The organism is Polynucleobacter hallstattensis, assembly GCF_018881835.1.
GTDB lineage: Bacteria > Pseudomonadota > Gammaproteobacteria > Burkholderiales > Burkholderiaceae > Polynucleobacter > Polynucleobacter hallstattensis.
The window spans coordinates 292,002-308,479 of sequence record NZ_JACVPO010000001.1 but is presented as its reverse complement, the minus strand read 5'-3'; the positions used below and the strand labels follow the sequence as shown (position 1 = coordinate 308,479).

17 protein-coding genes are annotated in these 16,478 nt (G+C 47.0%); 9 read left to right on the top strand and 8 right to left on the bottom strand.

Going from position 1 to position 16,478, the window contains the following annotated elements; translation table 11 throughout:
- The first annotated feature begins 52 nt into the window (after positions 1-52).
- The gene (frc, locus tag ICN26_RS01570) at positions 53-1,300 is read left to right on the top strand and encodes a formyl-CoA transferase (RefSeq protein WP_046329773.1); all 1,248 of its coding nucleotides are present in this window, start codon (positions 53-55) and stop codon (positions 1,298-1,300) included.
- Position 1,301: 1 nt separating this feature from the next.
- Positions 1,302-2,234 (top strand): methionyl-tRNA formyltransferase, encoded by a 933-nt coding sequence (locus ICN26_RS01565; RefSeq protein WP_216266310.1) that lies wholly within the window; start codon positions 1,302-1,304, stop codon positions 2,232-2,234.
- Between the two features lie 28 nt (positions 2,235-2,262).
- Here ICN26_RS01565 and panC read toward each other — a convergent pair whose 3' ends face one another.
- The 4 genes from panC to metG all read right to left on the bottom strand — a co-directional run bounded on the left by panC (position 2,263) and on the right by metG (position 5,995).
- Positions 2,263-3,114 (bottom strand): pantoate--beta-alanine ligase, encoded by an 852-nt coding sequence (gene panC, locus ICN26_RS01560; protein WP_216266308.1) that lies wholly within the window; start codon positions 3,112-3,114, stop codon positions 2,263-2,265.
- Entirely contained in the window at positions 3,111-3,992 is an 882-nt protein-coding gene (locus ICN26_RS01555; RefSeq protein ID WP_216266306.1) for a segregation and condensation protein A, read from the bottom strand. The genes panC and ICN26_RS01555 overlap by 4 nt, the downstream gene beginning before the upstream one ends.
- Complete coding sequence (locus ICN26_RS01550; protein ID WP_216266304.1) at positions 3,985-4,173, bottom strand: DUF3460 family protein; 189 nt, start codon at positions 4,171-4,173, stop codon at positions 3,985-3,987. Before ICN26_RS01550 ends, ICN26_RS01555 begins: the two co-directional genes overlap by 8 nt.
- Before the next feature lie 151 nt (positions 4,174-4,324).
- Positions 4,325-5,995, bottom strand: coding sequence for a methionine--tRNA ligase (gene metG / locus ICN26_RS01545; RefSeq protein ID WP_216266302.1), 1,671 nt, complete (start codon positions 5,993-5,995; stop codon positions 4,325-4,327).
- 136 nt (positions 5,996-6,131) lie between these two features.
- On the opposite strand from metG, the gene ICN26_RS01540 reads away from it, so the two are divergent.
- The 5 genes from ICN26_RS01540 to ICN26_RS01520 all read left to right on the top strand — a co-directional run bounded on the left by ICN26_RS01540 (position 6,132) and on the right by ICN26_RS01520 (position 10,517).
- Entirely contained in the window at positions 6,132-6,974 is an 843-nt protein-coding gene (locus tag ICN26_RS01540; protein WP_216267614.1) for a formate dehydrogenase accessory sulfurtransferase FdhD, read from the top strand.
- A gap of 41 nt (positions 6,975-7,015) precedes the next feature.
- Positions 7,016-7,582 carry a dCTP deaminase gene (gene dcd / locus ICN26_RS01535; RefSeq protein ID WP_216266300.1) on the top strand — a complete coding sequence of 189 codons (567 nt, stop codon included), beginning with the start codon at positions 7,016-7,018 and terminating at the stop codon, positions 7,580-7,582.
- Positions 7,583-7,621: 39 nt separating this feature from the next.
- Positions 7,622-9,889 (top strand): arginine/lysine/ornithine decarboxylase, encoded by a 2,268-nt coding sequence (locus ICN26_RS01530; RefSeq protein WP_216266297.1) that lies wholly within the window; start codon positions 7,622-7,624, stop codon positions 9,887-9,889.
- Between the two features lie 117 nt (positions 9,890-10,006).
- On the top strand, positions 10,007-10,264 hold the full coding sequence (locus tag ICN26_RS01525; RefSeq protein WP_216266295.1) for a type II toxin-antitoxin system Phd/YefM family antitoxin: 258 nt from the start codon (positions 10,007-10,009) through the stop codon (positions 10,262-10,264).
- Positions 10,254-10,517: a Txe/YoeB family addiction module toxin gene (locus tag ICN26_RS01520; RefSeq protein WP_216266294.1), complete on the top strand. Its 264-nt coding sequence runs from the start codon at positions 10,254-10,256 to the stop codon at positions 10,515-10,517. The genes ICN26_RS01525 and ICN26_RS01520 overlap by 11 nt, the downstream gene beginning before the upstream one ends.
- 17 nt (positions 10,518-10,534) lie before the next feature.
- Here ICN26_RS01520 and ICN26_RS01515 read toward each other — a convergent pair whose 3' ends face one another.
- Genes ICN26_RS01515 through argH form a run of 3 tightly spaced genes read right to left on the bottom strand, consistent with a single transcriptional unit; the run spans position 10,535 to position 14,039 of the window.
- The gene (locus ICN26_RS01515) at positions 10,535-12,067 is read right to left on the bottom strand and encodes a TRAP transporter large permease (RefSeq protein ID WP_216266292.1); all 1,533 of its coding nucleotides are present in this window, start codon (positions 12,065-12,067) and stop codon (positions 10,535-10,537) included.
- On the bottom strand, positions 12,064-12,615 hold the full coding sequence (locus ICN26_RS01510) for a TRAP transporter small permease subunit (RefSeq protein WP_216266290.1): 552 nt from the start codon (positions 12,613-12,615) through the stop codon (positions 12,064-12,066). Before ICN26_RS01510 ends, ICN26_RS01515 begins: the two co-directional genes overlap by 4 nt.
- 5 nt (positions 12,616-12,620) lie before the next feature.
- Complete coding sequence (gene argH, locus ICN26_RS01505) at positions 12,621-14,039, bottom strand: argininosuccinate lyase (protein WP_216266287.1); 1,419 nt, start codon at positions 14,037-14,039, stop codon at positions 12,621-12,623.
- 43 nt (positions 14,040-14,082) lie between these two features.
- On the opposite strand from argH, the gene hemC reads away from it, so the two are divergent.
- On the top strand, positions 14,083-15,063 hold the full coding sequence (gene hemC / locus ICN26_RS01500; protein ID WP_216266285.1) for a hydroxymethylbilane synthase: 981 nt from the start codon (positions 14,083-14,085) through the stop codon (positions 15,061-15,063).
- A 36-nt stretch (positions 15,064-15,099) separates the two neighbouring features.
- Positions 15,100-15,909: a uroporphyrinogen-III synthase gene (locus ICN26_RS01495; RefSeq protein ID WP_216266283.1), complete on the top strand. Its 810-nt coding sequence runs from the start codon at positions 15,100-15,102 to the stop codon at positions 15,907-15,909.
- Here the strand turns inward: ICN26_RS01495 and ICN26_RS01490 are convergent.
- Positions 15,906-16,478, bottom strand: coding sequence for a chorismate--pyruvate lyase family protein (locus ICN26_RS01490; RefSeq protein ID WP_216266281.1), 573 nt, complete (start codon positions 16,476-16,478; stop codon positions 15,906-15,908). The genes ICN26_RS01495 and ICN26_RS01490 overlap by 4 nt on opposite strands.

Here is a 16,478-nt window from a genome sequence, read left to right as displayed (position 1 = left end):
CGCTGGTAAAATTGCCCCAATTCAAAATTTTATTCTTATTAGGACTTTAATCATGGCAAAAGCATTAGAGGGAGTCAAAGTTCTTGACTTCACGCACGTTCAATCTGGCCCTACTTGTACTCAGCTACTCGCTTGGTTTGGTGCAGACGTAATCAAAGTAGAAAAATCTGGTGAGGGTGATGCTACCCGTGGCCAATTACGCGATATCCCGGATGCGGATAGTTTGTATTTCACAATGTTGAACCATAACAAGCGCTCAATCACTGTGAATACCAAAACTCCAAAAGGTAAGGAAATTCTGGAGCGCTTAATTAAAGAGTGCGATGTGCTGGTTGAGAACTTTGCTCCTGGCGCATTAGATCGTATGGGTTTTTCTTGGGAGCGTATTCAAGAACTCAATCCAATGATGATTATGGCCTCAGTAAAAGGTTTTGGCCCAGGCCCTTACGAGGACTGTAAGGTGTATGAGAACGTAGCGCAGTGCGCTGGCGGATCAGCATCGACTACAGGTTTTGATGATGGTCCTCCCATGGTAACTGGTGCGCAGATTGGCGACAGCGGTACTGGATTGCATTTAGCTTTGGGTATCGTGACTGCCCTTTATCAGCGTACACATTCTGGCCGCGGTCAAAAAGTATTAGCAGCGATGCAAGATGCCGTATTGAATTTATGCCGCGTGAAGCTGCGTGATCAACAACGCTTGGAGCGTAACGGCTTGATGCAAGAGTACCCACAATTCCCTAACGGAGAGTTTGGCGACTCTGTCCCCCGTGCTGGTAACGCCTCTGGTGGTGGTCAACCAGGCTGGATTGTGAAATGTAAAGGCTGGGAAACAGATCCAAACTCCTATATGTACGTTATCGTGCAAGGGCCAGTTTGGGAGGCGGTCTGCAAAGTGATTGGTCGCGAAGATTGGATTACGGATGTGCGTTTTGCATCCCCAATGGCTCGCCTCCCACATTTGATGGAAATCTTTGGTGAAATTGAAAAATGGACCATGACTAAGACTAAGTTTGAAGTCATGGATATTTTGAATAAATACGATATTCCATGTGGTCCAATTTTGTCCATGAAAGAAATCGCTGAAGAGCCCGCATTGCGTGCGACCGGAACTGTGGTTGAGGTGGATCATCCAATTCGTGGCAAGTACCTGACTGTAGGTAATCCAATCAAGATGTCTGACAGCCCCACTGATGTGACGCGTTCACCATTATTAGGTGAGCATACCGATGAAATTCTGAGTGAGCTGGGTTACTCAACTGACGAGCTGATTGCTCTGCGCCACGATAAGGTGATCTAAGATGCGGATTGCGCTAATTGGTAGTGCTGATTTTGGTAAGGCAGCCTTAGAGGCTTTTTTGGATCGCGGCGATGAAATTGTTGCCGTGTTTTGTCCGCCGGATAATCCAAAATCGACTAAGCCTGAAGTGCTGAAAGAGGCAGCGATTGCACGGGGCTTAACTCCTTTGCAATTCGCCACTCTGAAAGGCCCTGATGCAGCGCAAGCGATGATTGAAAGCAAAGCTGATATCTGCGTCATGGCATATGTGTTGCAGTTCGTACCCCAAGAGCTTTGCAAGATTCCAAAGCACGGAACAATTCAATATCACCCATCACTACTGCCGAAATATCGTGGTCCTAGCGCCATTAACTGGGCGATTGCTTTGGGTGAAGATAAAACTGGCCTCACTATTTTCCGTCCGTCTGATGGTTTGGACGAAGGTGAAGTGATCTTGCAAAAAGAGGTTGTGATTGGACCTCATGACACTTTAGGTAAGGTGTACTTTGATCATCTTTTCCCGATTGGTATTAAAGCATTGCTTGAAGCTGCAGATCTAGTTGTTGCCAATCAGCATCAAGAAGTCGCCCAAGATGAATCGCTGGCAAATTATGAAGGTTGGTTCGGTGTTGATGCAGCTCAAATTCATTGGGCTACGCATATCAATCAAATCTACAACTTGATTCGTGCATCCAATCCGGCGCCAGGTGCCTGGACTAAATTTGGTGAGCAAAAAGTGCAGATCTACGATTGCCACAAGCACATAGTAGCCACCTTTGGCGCCGTTAAAGGTAAGCCAGGTGAAGTCATCCAAATTACTCAGGACTCATTCTTTGTCGCCTGTCATGGTGGACAAATCGAAGTCCTGAAAGCAAAAGGTGCGGCAGGAAAAGTAACGGGTGCCGAATTGGCTAAAGAGTTGAACTTAGAAGTAGGTCAGTTCTTCACGCTATAAATCGCGTTGCAAAGCTGATGCTTGGAGATTAGATTTCTAGGTTATCAATCAAACGTGTTTTACCTAGCTTAGCAGCTGTCAATATAACTAAAGGCTCGCCTGATTGCAGACTTTGATTGGAGGCGGGCGCTAAATCACTTTGCTGGCGTATGGCAATATAGTCTGGTTGCCAACCACGTCCTGACAAAAGATCTACGGCAAGTTTTTCAATTTCGATTAGTGAGTGCGTATTGCGCTCACTCAAATCCAATACGCGTGCACGAACTTCCTGCAAGACTTTTTGAAGCTCAGGCGCTTCTAGACGTTCTTCATTAGAGAGATAACCATTACGAGAGGAGAGGGCAAGACCATCTTCTGCACGGATCGTTTCTCCTGGAATGATGTCTACAGGCAGAGCAAATTGTTTGGCCATCTGACGAATGATCATCAGTTGCTGGTAATCCTTTTTGCCGAAGACTGCTACTTTGGGTTGTACGCAAGAGAGAAGCTTGAGCACAACAGTACAAACACCTTTAAAGAAGCCGGGGCGGAATTCACCCTCAAGAATATCTCCTAGTTGCTGTGGTGGATCTACTCGGTATTCCTGAGGTTGTGGATATAGGTCCCGCTCGGTAGGTGCAAATAAGATATAGACACCTTCTTTTTCAAGCTTATCAATATCTGCCTGCATCGTGCGCGGGTAGCTATCAAAATCTTCATTTGGACCAAACTGCAGGCGGTTCACAAAGATGCTGGCGACTACTGGATCGCCATGTTGCCTGGCAAGACGCATCAGTGATAAGTGACCTTCATGGAGATTGCCCATGGTTGGCACAAAAGAGGCACGATTTTGTCCGCGCAAGTGGTCGCGCAGCTCTTGTATATCGCTAATAATTTTCATGCAACAGGGGTATAGGCAAGGCGAACGTAGATTGGAGCATATGGCTCTGCTTGAGTAATTTCAACTAAAGCCTCACGCGAGAGCTCAAGCATTGCAATGAAGTTCACGATGACTATCGGAATACCTTTGCCAGATTTGATAGCATCTTCAAATAACTCGCCAAACTCGACAAAGCGTGTGTTTTGTAGGCGACGCAAGATGCGCGTCATGAAATCGCGAACAGACAATTCTTCACGGGTAATTGTGTGGTGTTGATTCAGTTTTGCGCGGTGTAGCACGTCACGCCAAGCCATCTGTAGATCATCTTGATTGACCTCAGGCCAAGTCACTGCGACAGTGGTATCAACATAACCATGAGCGATTTGGAAATCACGCCCTTGTTGTGGAATTTGGTCGAGCTCTTGAGCAGCCAGTTTCATGCGCTCGTACTCTAGGAGGCGACGAACTAATTCTGCACGTGGGTCTTCAACTTCTTCATCGCTATCAGCCTTCTTCATTGGCAACAGCATGCGAGATTTAATCTCGATCAACATGGCTGCCATTAAAAGATACTCGGCAGCAAGCTCTAAGTTGTGATGGCGGATTTGATCAATATAGCTCAGGTATTGCTGAGTCACCTGCGCCATTGGAATATCCAATACATTGAAATTCTGTTTACGAATCAGGTAAAGCAGAAGATCAAGCGGACCTTCAAACGCCTCTAGAAAAACTTCTAGGGCATCAGGCGGAATATAGAGATCTGTTGGAAGCTTAAATAGTGGCTCACCGTATAGTTTGGCGAATGCCGAAGACATCCCATCAGTAACCGACGGGGTACTGTCAAGCAACTCAGTTTGAACGCTTGGCTCCGTTCCCAAGGCATTGCTTGAGTTAGTCATTCGAGTACACGTAAGCGCGTTGCTTTAATTTAGCTACCTTAGCGCGACGTTGATCTTCAATAGTCAAAGGCTCTTTATCCCAGAGGAGGGCGCGACCAGCTTGCTGGCCAGCTTCGAGTTGCGGTTTCTCGGATTTGAGCTCATTTAAGAACTGGGTGAATTCGGATGTATACCTAGCCATCATATTTCCTAAAATTCTTATTTAATTCAATAACTTACAAAAAATTACTACGAGGCAATGTATTGCCTTGGCCATCATTATTAACGATTTTTCCTACAAACCTGCCGACTTTTTGGCTAATTGTTAAAAATCAGCTCTTTTGGGGTCTTTTTTATAGGTTTGCTGCCAGTAAAGCCTCGATTTGAGGCGCTTCAACACGCGTCATGAGGTGTTTATAAGGTTTGATCGGATTTTGGCTGGAAAGAGGTGTTTTAACGTCATTCCAAGTCATCGCTGGCACAGAGAGGAAGTCCTCAACCCCTGCTGTAACTTTTGGCAGTACTGGCTTGAGATAAAGACTTAATAAGCGGAATGCCTCTAAGGTGACGCTGCAAACTCTTTGTAAGTCAGGCTCGCGCTCGGGATCCTTGGCGATTTCCCAAGGCTTATTTTCATCAACAAAAGCGTTAACCTTGTCAGCTAGTTCCATGATGGTGCGCAATGCCTTGGCGTATTCACGAGCTTCATATAGATCAGCAATTTTTTCACTGGCAGATGTAATATCAGCAAGCAATGGGTTGTTCATTGCCCCATCAGAAACTACACCGCCAAAACGCTTGACCAAGAAACCAGCGCTGCGACTGGCGATGTTGATGTACTTGCCCAGTAGGTCGCTATTCACGCGTGCAACAAAGTCTTGAAGATTCAAATCTAAATCTTCCATGCTGTCATTCAGTTTGGTTGCAAAGTAGTAGCGGAACCATTCAGGATTAAATCCAGATTCAATGACGCTGTGTGCAGAAATTAAAGTGCCACGTGACTTACTCATCTTCTCGCCATCAACCGTGAGGAAGCCATGGGCAAACACATTGGTTGGCGTGCGGTAACCTGCAAAGTGCAGAGTTGCTGGCCAAAAGAGCGTGTGGAAATACAGAATATCTTTACCGATAAAGTGGTACTGTTCGGTAGTTGTATCTGGCTTGACCCATTCCTCAAAGTTCATGCCTTTAGACTGGCAGTAATTGAGGAAGCTGGCGTAGTAGCCAATCGGCGCATCAAGCCATACATAAAAATATTTGTCTGGTGCATCCGGAATTTCAAAGCCGAAATAGGGTGCATCACGGGAGATATCCCAGTCACCTAACTTACTGTCTCCAGGCTGCCCAACCCATTCCTTCATTTTGTTACGAGCTTCAGGTTGCAGTGGAGTTCTTACCTGAGTCCAGTCACGCAAGAAGGTTTCGCAGCGGGGATCGGATAACTTAAAGAAGTAATGATCGGAAACTTTTTTAATAGGTGTCGCGCCACTCACTACGGAGAATGGATTCTTTAAATCAGTTGGGGAGTAGGTTGCTCCACACTTTTCGCAAGAGTCGCCGTACTGATCTTTGGCGCCACACTTGGGGCACTCACCTTTGATAAAGCGATCTGGCAAAAACATTTCTTTGACGGGATCGTACGCTTGCTCAATCGAGCGCATTTCAATCAAGCCGGCATCACGTAACTTGAGATAGATGCTTTGAGAAAGCTTTTCATTCTCAGGGCTATCGGTGGTGTAATAGTTGTCGAACGAGATTAAGAAATCATCAAAGTCGCGCTTATGTTCTTTCCAAACATTGGCAATGAGCTCTTTCGGGGTAAGCCCCTCTTTTTCAGCGCGCAACATAATCGGAGTGCCGTGAGTGTCATCAGCACCAACATAGTGGACTTCGTGACCACGCATTCTCTGGAAGCGAACCCAAATATCTGTCTGGACATACTCCACTAAATGCCCAATATGAATCTGGCCATTGGCGTACGGTAAGGCGGAGGTAACTAGCAGGCGACGTTTGGGGCTACTCATGCGGACTTAAATAGAAAAAAGTTTCAACAAATGGCAATACAAGATTATGGGGCTTAGAGCCCTGTTTAAGCACCGATTTTAGTCTGCGGTTAAAGTTAACACCGATTTGAACCTATTAAAGAGGCGTTTTATGGCTTTGCCCCACAACATTCAGATGTCTCATGCCTCCGTGCCATTGGTGCACGAGGTAGAGGTCATGGATGAGGCAGGGCGTATTAAGACCACCCATATCCCCGGTGAGCGCCCTTTAACTATTTACTTAGATAAGCGGGAAGTGGTCACTCTGATGACCTTAGGGAGCGCCCCTGAGGCCTTAGTTCTAGGCTATTTACGTAATCAACGCCTAGTAGAGTCGCCAGACCATATTGCGAGTATTCAGGTGGATTGGGAAACCGATTCAGCCGCAGTGAAGACTCATCGCAGCACGGTCGATATCGATGCCCTCACTAGCAAGCGCGTTGTAACGACGGGCTGCGGCCAAGGCACCATGTTTGGTGGCTTGATTGAGGAGATGGCAGAGATCAGATTACCGGACGGCCCTCAGTTAACCCAAGAGGCTATCGTTGATCTGATTGATAGCATTCGAGTTCATGACACCATCTATAAAAAATCTGGCTCAGTTCACGCTTGCGCCGTGTTTGAGCGGGACGGTAATCACAATGTCCGCCTCCTTCATTTCATTGAGGATGTTGGGCGTCACAATGCCGTTGACTCGATCTCTGGGCTAATGTGGCTGGCAGACAAGCCAGGCAAAGACCTGATCTTTTTTACTACCGGACGCCTCACCTCCGAGATGGTCATTAAAGGCGCTCAGATGGGCATCCCCTTTCTCATGACTCGCTCTGGCATGACCTTGATGGGCTTGGAGCTTGCCCGCAAAACCAATCTCACCTTGCTATCCCGTTGTTCTGGGAAGCATTTTGAGATCTTTAACGCCCCAGAGAGGGTAATTTTTACCTCTCCGCCTGTTACCTCGTAAATTCGTGGGCATATGGTCCGTGATGGTTTTACAATTCGGCCATGACTATTAAATCTGACCACTGGATTCGCCGTATGGGCGAGCAAGGCATGATCAGCCCATTTGAACCTGGGCAGGTCCGCCATGATGATGCCGGACAAAAAATTGTGAGCTATGGCACTTCAAGCTATGGCTATGACATTCGTTGTGCTGATGAATTCAAGATTTTCACGAACATCAACAGCACTATCGTTGATCCCAAGAATTTCGATGAACAATCGTTTGTCGATTTCAAGGGTCCGGTTTGCATCATTCCGCCAAACTCTTTCGCTTTAGCAAGAACGGTTGAGTACTTCAAGATCCCACGCAGCGTCTTAACGGTGTGCGTTGGTAAGAGTACGTATGCACGTTGCGGAATTATTGTGAACGTCACTCCATTCGAGCCTGAATGGGAAGGATACGTCACACTCGAGTTTTCTAATACAACTCCATTGCCTGCAAAGATTTATGCTGGCGAAGGATGCGCACAAGTTCTGTTTTTTGAAAGCGATGAAGTGTGTGGCACGTCGTACAAGGATCGTGGCGGTAAGTATCAAGGCCAAGTCGGCGTTACTCTGCCAAAGACTTAATCTGCTTAATCGCCGTATTGGCGACCTTAAAGGATACACATGAAATTTCGTTTTCCAATCATCATTATTGATGAGGACTTCCGTTCTGAAAATATTTCAGGTTCGGGGATTCGCGACTTAGCTGAAGCGATTGAAACTGAGGGCATGGAAGTCATTGGCTTGACTAGCTACGGCGACTTAACATCCTTTGCCCAGCAGGCCTCCCGTGCCTCTAGCTTTATTGTGTCGATTGATGATGAGGAGTTCGTCTCTGACTCTGAAGACCATGATTTACCTGCATTAAATAATTTGCGTGCTTTTATTACTGAAGTACGTAAGCGCAACGAAGATATTCCCATCTTCTTGTATGGCGAGACCCGTACATCACGTCATATGCCGAACGACATCTTGCGCGAGTTACATGGCTTTATTCACATGAATGAAGATACGCCAGAGTTTGTAGCGCGCCACATCATTCGTGAGGCCAAGGTATACCTCGATTCATTGGCGCCCCCATTCTTCCGTGCCTTAACTAATTACGCCTCTGAAGGTTCTTACTCGTGGCATTGCCCTGGGCACTCTGGTGGCGTTGCTTTCTTGAAGAGCCCAGTAGGGCGTATGTTCCATCAATTCTTTGGTGAGAATATGCTGCGTGCCGACGTCTGTAATGCAGTAGAAGAATTAGGTCAGTTGCTAGACCACACTGGCCCTGTCTTGCAAAGTGAGCGTAATGCTGCGCGTATCTTTAACGCTGATCATTTGTTCTTTGTGACAAACGGCACATCGACATCCAATAAAATTGTTTGGCACTCTACCGTTGCCCCTGGTGATGTAGTGCTGGTAGACCGCAACTGCCACAAGTCGGTAATTCATTCGATCACGATGATGGGCGCGATTCCGATCTTCCTGATGCCAACGCGCAATCACCTCGGCATTATTGGCCCGATTCCTAAAGAAGAGTTTGAGTGGAAAAACATCAAGAAGAAAATTGATGCCAACCCCTTCATTAAAGATAAGAATGTGGTGCCACGCGTCATGACGCTCACGCAAAGCACTTATGACGGTATCGTCTACAACGTCGAGATGATTAAAGACATGCTCGATGGCAAAGTCGATTCATTGCATTTCGATGAAGCTTGGTTGCCACATGCAGCATTCCATCCTTTCTACAAAGACATGCATGCCATCGGATCCGATCGTAAGCGCACTAAAAAGAGTTTGATGTTTGCCACCCAATCTACTCATAAGTTATTGGCTGGTCTCTCACAAGCTTCGCAAGTATTAGTGCAGGACGCTGAAGAACATAAGCTTGATCGCGACTGTTTCAATGAAGCCTATTTGATGCACACCTCTACTAGCCCGCAGTACGCCATCATCGCTTCTTGCGATGTGTCTGCTGCCATGATGGAATCTCCTGGTGGTACTACGCTCGTTGAAGAATCTATTGCTGAGGCAATGGACTTCCGTCGCGCAATGCGTGAAGTGGACGATAAGTTTGGCGCAGACTGGTGGTTTAAGGTTTGGGGCCCAGACCACTTAACTGAAGAGGGCATTGGAGAGCGCTCGGATTGGATTCTAGAGCCCAATGCTAGCTGGCACGACTTTGGCAAGGTAGCCAAAGACTTCAATATGCTCGATCCCATTAAGGCGACTGTAGTGACGCCTGGTTTAGATGTTGAAGGTAACTTCGGCGCTATGGGTATCCCAGCGAGCATTGTGACCAAGTACTTGGCTGAGCACGGCGTGATCGTAGAGAAGTGCGGTTTGTATTCCTTCTTCATTATGTTCACCATCGGTATCACCAAGGGGCGTTGGAATACTTTGGTAACTGAGTTGCAGCAATTTAAGGACCACTTTGATAAGAACGCTCCATTATGGAAAGTATTGCCAGAGTTCGTTGCTAAACACCCTCGCTATGAGCGCGTCGGCCTCAAAGATATTTGCCAGCAGATTCATGAGTTCTATAAGAGCCGCAACGTTGCCCGTATGACTACGGAGATGTACACCTCAGATATGGTGCCAGCAATGATGCCTTCAGAAGCTTGGGCAAAGATGGCGCACAAAAAAGTGGATCGTGTTCCCTTGGATCAACTTGAAGATCGTATTACCGCTATGTTGGTAACACCATATCCTCCAGGTATTCCACTCTTGATTCCGGGCGAGCGCTTCAATAAACGCATCATTGATTATCTCTACTTTGCTCGTGACTTCAATGCGCAATTCCCAGGCTTTGAGACTGATATTCATGGGTTAGTAAAGGGTGATGTCAATGGAAGTACTGAGTATTACGTTGATTGCGTAAGGCAGGAGCCAGATATCACCCTGTGACCTAGTTTAGGTAATGAATTCCTCACAATGCCCTGCTTTTGCAGGGTATTTTTTGCTTGCGCCAATTTAGGGCTTTGACTATACTTGTACAATATATTGAACAAGTAAGGACGAGTCATGAGAGTGATCAATTTTTCTGACGCAAGAAACCAATTTAAGCAAGTAATCGATCAAGTGGTAAATGATTGTGACGTAGCCATCATCTCTCGCAGGGATGCTGATGATGCTGTAGTGATGTCTTTGAATACCTATAACAGCATGATGGAAACACTCCATTTATTAAAATCTCCAGCTAACGTAAAACATTTGGAGAAATCATTGGCGCAATATCGAAAAGGGCAAACCAAAGAAAAGGCTCTTGTAGATGCTGAGTAGGGTTGTATGGACAAGCGCTGCATGGTCTGATTACGTTTACTGGCAAGGACAAGATAAAAAAACTTTACGTCGTATCAACGCACTTATAAAAGATACCATGCGAAATCCTGAGGATGGCATTGGAAAGCCTGAGGAATTAAGGGAAAGTCTATCGGGATTTTGGTCTAGAAGAATTGATGATGTTCATCGCCTTGTCTACGCTATTGAGAAAGATCAGATTGTGATTATTGCCTGCCGATATCACTATCAATGATTATGTTTTGTAGATGGTTATTTGCCTGGCTTATCTAGCTGAAAGATAACCGGCGCATCTTCATCAACTTTGCTTGGCAATGAGTCTGGTTTGGCTTCTTCACTACCTGTGAAATTAAAGTCATGGCTTTGTACTAGTGCTGCAGGCTTATCTAGTAGGGTGGTGACTAACGCTGGGAATACCGCAACCATTACAACCATGATCAGTTGGAGAACAACCCAAGGTAAAGCACCCCAGTAGATATCGCTGCTCTTGACTTCTTTAGGTGCAACGCCACGCAAATAGAACAAGGCAAACCCAAATGGGGGATGCATAAATGAGGTTTGCATGTTGACGCACAGCATCACGCCGAACCACACTAAAGCAGCGCTAGCTGCTGCTTGGGGGTTGCCATTCATGGAGGCGAGCAGTACTGGTGCAAGCAGTTTAACGGCGACTGGCGCAAGCAGCGGCACAACAATGAAAGCGATTTCAAAAAAGTCTAAGAAGAATGCCAAGAAGAAAACAAACAGATTCACAGCAACCAAGAATCCAATCCAACCTCCCGGCAAATCAGAAAATAACCCTTCCACCCAGTGACCACCGTCAACGCCTTGAAAGACAACCGAGAAACAGGTGGAGCCAATCAAGATGAAAACCACCATCGCAGTAATACGCATGGTGTTTTGATAAGCCTCTTGAATTAATCCTTTGAGATTAGGAATGCTGGCCCTGCGTATCCAAGCTAAGATCAAAGCTCCCATCGCACCCATAGCGCCAGATTCTGTTGGCGTTGCGATGCCAGTCATGATGGTTCCCAGTACCAAGAAAATCAGTACTGCCGAGGGAATGATCCCCATGAGACATTTTTTCCATAGCGCCCAGCCCTTGAGTGTGAGTTGGTTTTCTGGAGCCGCGGGTAGGTAGTCAGGTCTAAAGCGAGAAAGGAAAAAGGTATAGAGAGCAAAAAGAGCAATTTGCAGTAGCGAAGGACCCCAAGCACCCAGATACATGCTACCCACATCGGCGCTGCCGCTTTGGGTTTTTAACTGGTCAGCCAGCACAATTAGCACTAACGAGGGCGGCACTAGTTGGGTAATGGTCCCGGAGGCCGCCAAAACGCCCGTAGCGTAGCGCATGTTGTAGCCATAACGCGTCATCACTGGCAGAGAGATCATTGCCATAGCGATCACCTGAGCGGCTACTGTGCCGGTAATTGCCCCTAGAATAAATCCCACAATAATCACGGAGTAGCCAAGCCCACCCCGAATGCGCCCAAATAGCTGTCCCATGGAGTCCAGCATCTCTTCAGCAAGACCGCAGCGTTCCAAGATGGCACCCATGAAGGTGAAGAAGGGGATTGCTAGTAGAAGATCATTCGCGAGCACGCTGCCAAATATCCGCTGAGGTATGGCCTGTAAAAACGGCATACCAAAGAAATTCTCAGCAATTGCAATGCCAGCGAAGAATAAACCCGCAGCCATCAAAGAAAAAGCCACCGGAAAACCGATCAACATAAACACAATCAGACCGCCAAACATGAGCGGTGGCATCCATTCCAATGGAATCATTGCATGGGCTTTTCATAATGGAGATCAGCAGAGGGTAAAGTTGCTTTACCTTTGAGGGCGCCAATACGTTTAATGATTTCTGAGAGCCCCTGAAGACTCAACATGAAGAAACCAAAAGGCACAACAAATTTAATGGGGTAGCGTGATAAACCACCTGCATTGAGTGAATGCTCTGAGACTAGCCATGATGGATAAAACAAGGTGGTCCAAGACAGCCAGGTAAATAATAAGCAAGCGGGCAATAAAAAAACAGTCAAGCCAAAGAGGTCTATATAAAGACGCCCACGATCAGAAAGCTGTGAGTAAATGAGATCGACTCGAACATGTTCATTGCGCTTGAGGGTATGCGAAGCCCCCAGCATGACAGCGGCAGCAAATAAATACCACTGTAATTCTAGTGGCCAGTTATTACTGATATCTAGACTGTAGCGAAGCAGAGCATTAGCAGCTGATACTACGCAAGATAGCAAAATCATGATGCTGGCTGCCTTGCCAAGGAATTGATTTAAGCGGTCAATTCCTATTGAGAGCGTTCCCCAAAAGCCCATGCGGATTAGAGATCTGCCCGACCCCGTTTAATAGCAGCAAGTACTTGGGCAGGAGCGGTACCGCCAGCATGTTGACGGGAATTCACGGAGCCATCTACGGTTAGTAAAGCAAAGATATCATCACTCATGAGTTCTGGACGGTTATCTAAGCCACAAGCAAAACGCAATTCAGAGAGCGATAAATCGGTAAGCATGCAATTACGGCCGACACAGGCTTTCACCGCGTGAGCAACTGCTTCGTGAGCATCACGGAAAGCCAAGCCCTTTTTAACTAAGTAATCAGCCAAGTCAGTGGCGGTTGCAAAACCCTCTTCGGCAGCAGCCTTCATCACATCAGCTTTAACCTGAATATGGGGAACCATATCAGCGAAGATGCGCAAGGTATCTTGCACGGTATCTACTGCATCAAACAAAGGCTCTTTGTCTTCTTGGTTATCCTTGTTATACGCCAATGGCTGGCTCTTCATCAAGGTTAATAAAGAAATCAAATCACCATAGACGCGACCAGTTTTACCACGCGCTAATTCTGGTACATCTGGATTCTTTTTCTGCGGCATGATGGAGCTGCCAGTACAGAAGCGATCTGGTAAATCAATAAAGCCAAAGCGTGGACTCAACCACAGTACCAGCTCTTCAGATAAGCGTGACACGTGCATCATTAAGATGGATGCAAAGGCGCAGAACTCAATCGCAAAGTCACGATCAGATACCGCATCAAGAGAGTTGTTGCAGATGCCATCAAAACCTAAAATCTTGGCAACCTGCTCGCGATTAATGGGATAAGTTGTTCCGGCTAAAGCAGCTGCACCGAGTGGTAAACGATTAAAGCGGGCGCGCAGATCAGCCAAGCGGCTCGCATCACGACTAAACATTTCGTAATAGGCCATTAAGTGATGACCAAAAGTAATGGGCTGGGCTACTTGTAAATGCGTATGGCCAGGCATGATCGTGGCAGCATGAGTCTCAGCAAGATTGAGCAGGGCAATGCGCAGGGTTTTGAGAGTGGCTGCGATTTCATCAACACTGCCACGCAACCAAAGGCGCAAATCAGTCGCTACCTGGTCATTACGCGAACGACCAGTATGAAGACGCTTACCAGCATCGCCAACTAACTCGGTGAGGCGAGCCTCGATATTCAGATGTACGTCTTCCAGCGCGAGTTGCCAGTTAAATTCACCGGCTTCGATTTCGCCTTTGATCTGGGCCATACCCTTTTGAATATCCGCCAAATCTTGGGCACCGATAATCTTTTGAGTGGCCAGCATTTCAGCATGAGCTAAAGATCCTGCGATATCCACTAAGGCAAATCGTTGATCAAAACCAATAGAGGCGGTATAACGTTGAACTAGTTCGTCAACAGGTTCGTTAAACCGGGCCGACCAAGCTTGGGCTTTGTTGGAAAGGGAATTTTTTGATGAGCTCATAAACGCAGTATATTGATGTAAATCTTTCATTATTTTAAATGCTATGTCCCAAACCCCTATTTCTAGCCCTACAGCCTCCAACTCCAGCACCCCTGAGCGCCTAGTAATCGCCTCCCGTGAGAGCCGCCTCGCTATGTGGCAGGCTGAACACCTCCGAGATTGCCTTAAAAAGCTCTATCCGGCATGCGATGTGAAGATCCTAGGCATGACTACTAGAGGAGACCAAATACTGGATAAGGCCCTCTCCAAAGTGGGTGGTAAGGGTTTGTTTGTAAAAGAACTCGAAACTGCCCTTGAGGATGGTCGGGCAGATTTGGCAGTGCATTCTCTAAAAGACGTTCCGATGGTCATGCCAGAGGGTTTTGATCTGTCATGTGTGATGGCGCGGGAAGATGCCCATGATGCATTCGTCTCCAATGACTTTGCCAGCCTGGAGGATTTACCAAAAGGTGCGGTAGTGGGCACCTCTAGTTTGCGACGAGAGTCCGTTCTGAGATCCAGATTTCCGCATTTGGTGATCCAGCCCTTGAGGGGAAATTTAGATACCCGCATGGGTAAGCTCGATCGTGGCGAGTACCAAGCAATTATTTTGGCGGCTGCAGGTCTCAAACGATTGGGTTTGGGAAGCCGTATTCGGGCTTTGCTACCTATTGATCCCTATACGCCAGCTGCTGGACAAGGTGCTCTTGGTATCGAAACCCTGATTAAGCATCCCAAAATTAAAGAGTGGCTTGCGCCCCTTAACGATTTGCCAACACTTTATGCAGTGACTGCTGAACGCATGGTGTCACGCCAATTAGGCGGCTCTTGCGAAGTACCGTTGGCTGCTTATGCTACTTGGGATCAAGATCATATGAACATTCGCTCCTTTGTTGCTAGCGTGGATGGCACTGCAAGTTGCCTAGCCAGTGCTCAAGGCTCCGTGAAGAGCTTGGAAGATGCAGAAGCTTTGGGTCTCTCGGTTGCACAAGACCTCATTGCTCAAGGTGCTGAGCGTTTATTGCCTAATGGCCTGCCTAAATAAAAGTTCATCAGCAAGAACCCATTAGATCAGTTGCGGATGAGCAATAAGACCATTGTCATTACTCGCCCCAGTGGACAGGCGCGTCAGTTGTCCGAAGCGCTTTTGGTGAGTTTGCAGCAGAGTGGCTTCACTACTGAATCTACCCCCAAGATCATTTCTTTACCCCTGCTTACCATTGCCCCAAAGGGTGATGATCTTTTGGTGGAGCAGATTACCTCAACGCTAAAGACTACAGACTTAGCCATCTTTGTTAGTCCAAATGCCATTGAATGTACGATGCGTTTATTGGAGCGCCCCTGGCAAGAGTTATCGAACAAGCCTGTGCCAATAGGGGTTATGGGTGGCAGCAGTATGGCAGCTCTCAAAAATCATGGCATCGGTCTTGAGGATAATCCCGCAAAAGTCATTCTTCCTCAGAATAATACGCAGTGGGATTCTGAAGGCTTATGGAACGAATTGCAGAATCTGCAATGGAATTGGCCCACTAAAAAAGTGGTCATCTTTAAAGGTGAGGGCGGGCGCGATTGGCTGGCTGACACTCTAAAAAATGCTGGCGCTCAAGTTGAAGCATTCTCAGTCTATGCTCGCGTCCCTTTAGATCTCAATAGTGCGGCCTGGAAGGAAATTCATGAGATGGATTTTGCTAAATCGCTTTGGCTTTTGACTTCATCGGAGGCAGTACGGTATTTGGGTCAAGCGAAACTACCGCTTGATCTCGCTACAGCTGTTTGCCCGCATCACAATATTGCCGATGCAGCTGAGCAAATTGGCTTTGGTGAAGTGATTACTTGTGAACCTGGAGATGAAGCTTTAATTACCGCATCGCAAGCTTGGCTATCTATTTAATTAGCAGGGTAGTTGAGCAGGGCCGGCAGAAAAACTTCACTCACTAAGAGTGGGCGCCCTTTCAGCTGATAAAGCGTACGTCTTCCCCAATTGACCGGTGGCAAGCCTGAATACTGCTGAAAACATTTTTTCCATAGAGCGCTTTGCTTATCAAGGCGAGCAATCTCTCGAGGCGCTTTCTTTTGGGAGCGCATCCGCGTTTTAGCAAATAGAACTGCACCTAACGGCTTCTTTCCTAATCGTAGAACCTCATGATTGCTGCCGCTTGAGCTAGTGCTGGGGATGATGCTGTGCGCCATTACCAGCGGAACACCATTAGTGCAAAGCAGCACTTCTCTGATGCGACAACGCTTTATTTTGAAATGAAAATAGCGACTCTCGTCGCTATTCAGGTTTTGGCGGCAATCACGCAAAACTACCACTTCCAGTTTTTGCCCGATTGCACGTTCAATTTTTTGGGTTAAAGAACCAGTATCACTAAGCCAAGACTGCCACTCGCGTGGCGCTTGATGCAATTCACCGGAATCGACTCGATTCCATGCAGAACGGAGGCGACGACGGTGAATCAT

Coding starts and splice junctions, on each gene's coding strand:
- frc (WP_046329773.1), top strand. CDS start 53: ATGGCAAAAGCATTAGAGGGAGTCAAAGTTCTTGACTTCACGCACGTT.
- ICN26_RS01565 (WP_216266310.1), top strand. CDS start 1,302: ATGCGGATTGCGCTAATTGGTAGTGCTGATTTTGGTAAGGCAGCCTTA.
- panC (WP_216266308.1), bottom strand. CDS start 3,114: ATGAAAATTATTAGCGATATACAAGAGCTGCGCGACCACTTGCGCGGA.
- ICN26_RS01555 (WP_216266306.1), bottom strand. CDS start 3,992: ATGACTAACTCAAGCAATGCCTTGGGAACGGAGCCAAGCGTTCAAACT.
- ICN26_RS01550 (WP_216266304.1), bottom strand. CDS start 4,173: ATGGCTAGGTATACATCCGAATTCACCCAGTTCTTAAATGAGCTCAAA.
- metG (WP_216266302.1), bottom strand. CDS start 5,995: ATGAGTAGCCCCAAACGTCGCCTGCTAGTTACCTCCGCCTTACCGTAC.
- dcd (WP_216266300.1), top strand. CDS start 7,016: ATGACTATTAAATCTGACCACTGGATTCGCCGTATGGGCGAGCAAGGC.
- ICN26_RS01530 (WP_216266297.1), top strand. CDS start 7,622: ATGAAATTTCGTTTTCCAATCATCATTATTGATGAGGACTTCCGTTCT.
- ICN26_RS01525 (WP_216266295.1), top strand. CDS start 10,007: ATGAGAGTGATCAATTTTTCTGACGCAAGAAACCAATTTAAGCAAGTA.
- ICN26_RS01520 (WP_216266294.1), top strand. CDS start 10,254: ATGCTGAGTAGGGTTGTATGGACAAGCGCTGCATGGTCTGATTACGTT.
- ICN26_RS01515 (WP_216266292.1), bottom strand. CDS start 12,067: ATGATTCCATTGGAATGGATGCCACCGCTCATGTTTGGCGGTCTGATT.
- ICN26_RS01510 (WP_216266290.1), bottom strand. CDS start 12,615: ATGGGCTTTTGGGGAACGCTCTCAATAGGAATTGACCGCTTAAATCAA.
- argH (WP_216266287.1), bottom strand. CDS start 14,039: ATGAGCTCATCAAAAAATTCCCTTTCCAACAAAGCCCAAGCTTGGTCG.
- hemC (WP_216266285.1), top strand. CDS start 14,083: ATGTCCCAAACCCCTATTTCTAGCCCTACAGCCTCCAACTCCAGCACC.
- ICN26_RS01495 (WP_216266283.1), top strand. CDS start 15,100: ATGAGCAATAAGACCATTGTCATTACTCGCCCCAGTGGACAGGCGCGT.
- ICN26_RS01490 (WP_216266281.1), bottom strand. CDS start 16,478: ATGATTCACCGTCGTCGCCTCCGTTCTGCATGGAATCGAGTCGATTCC.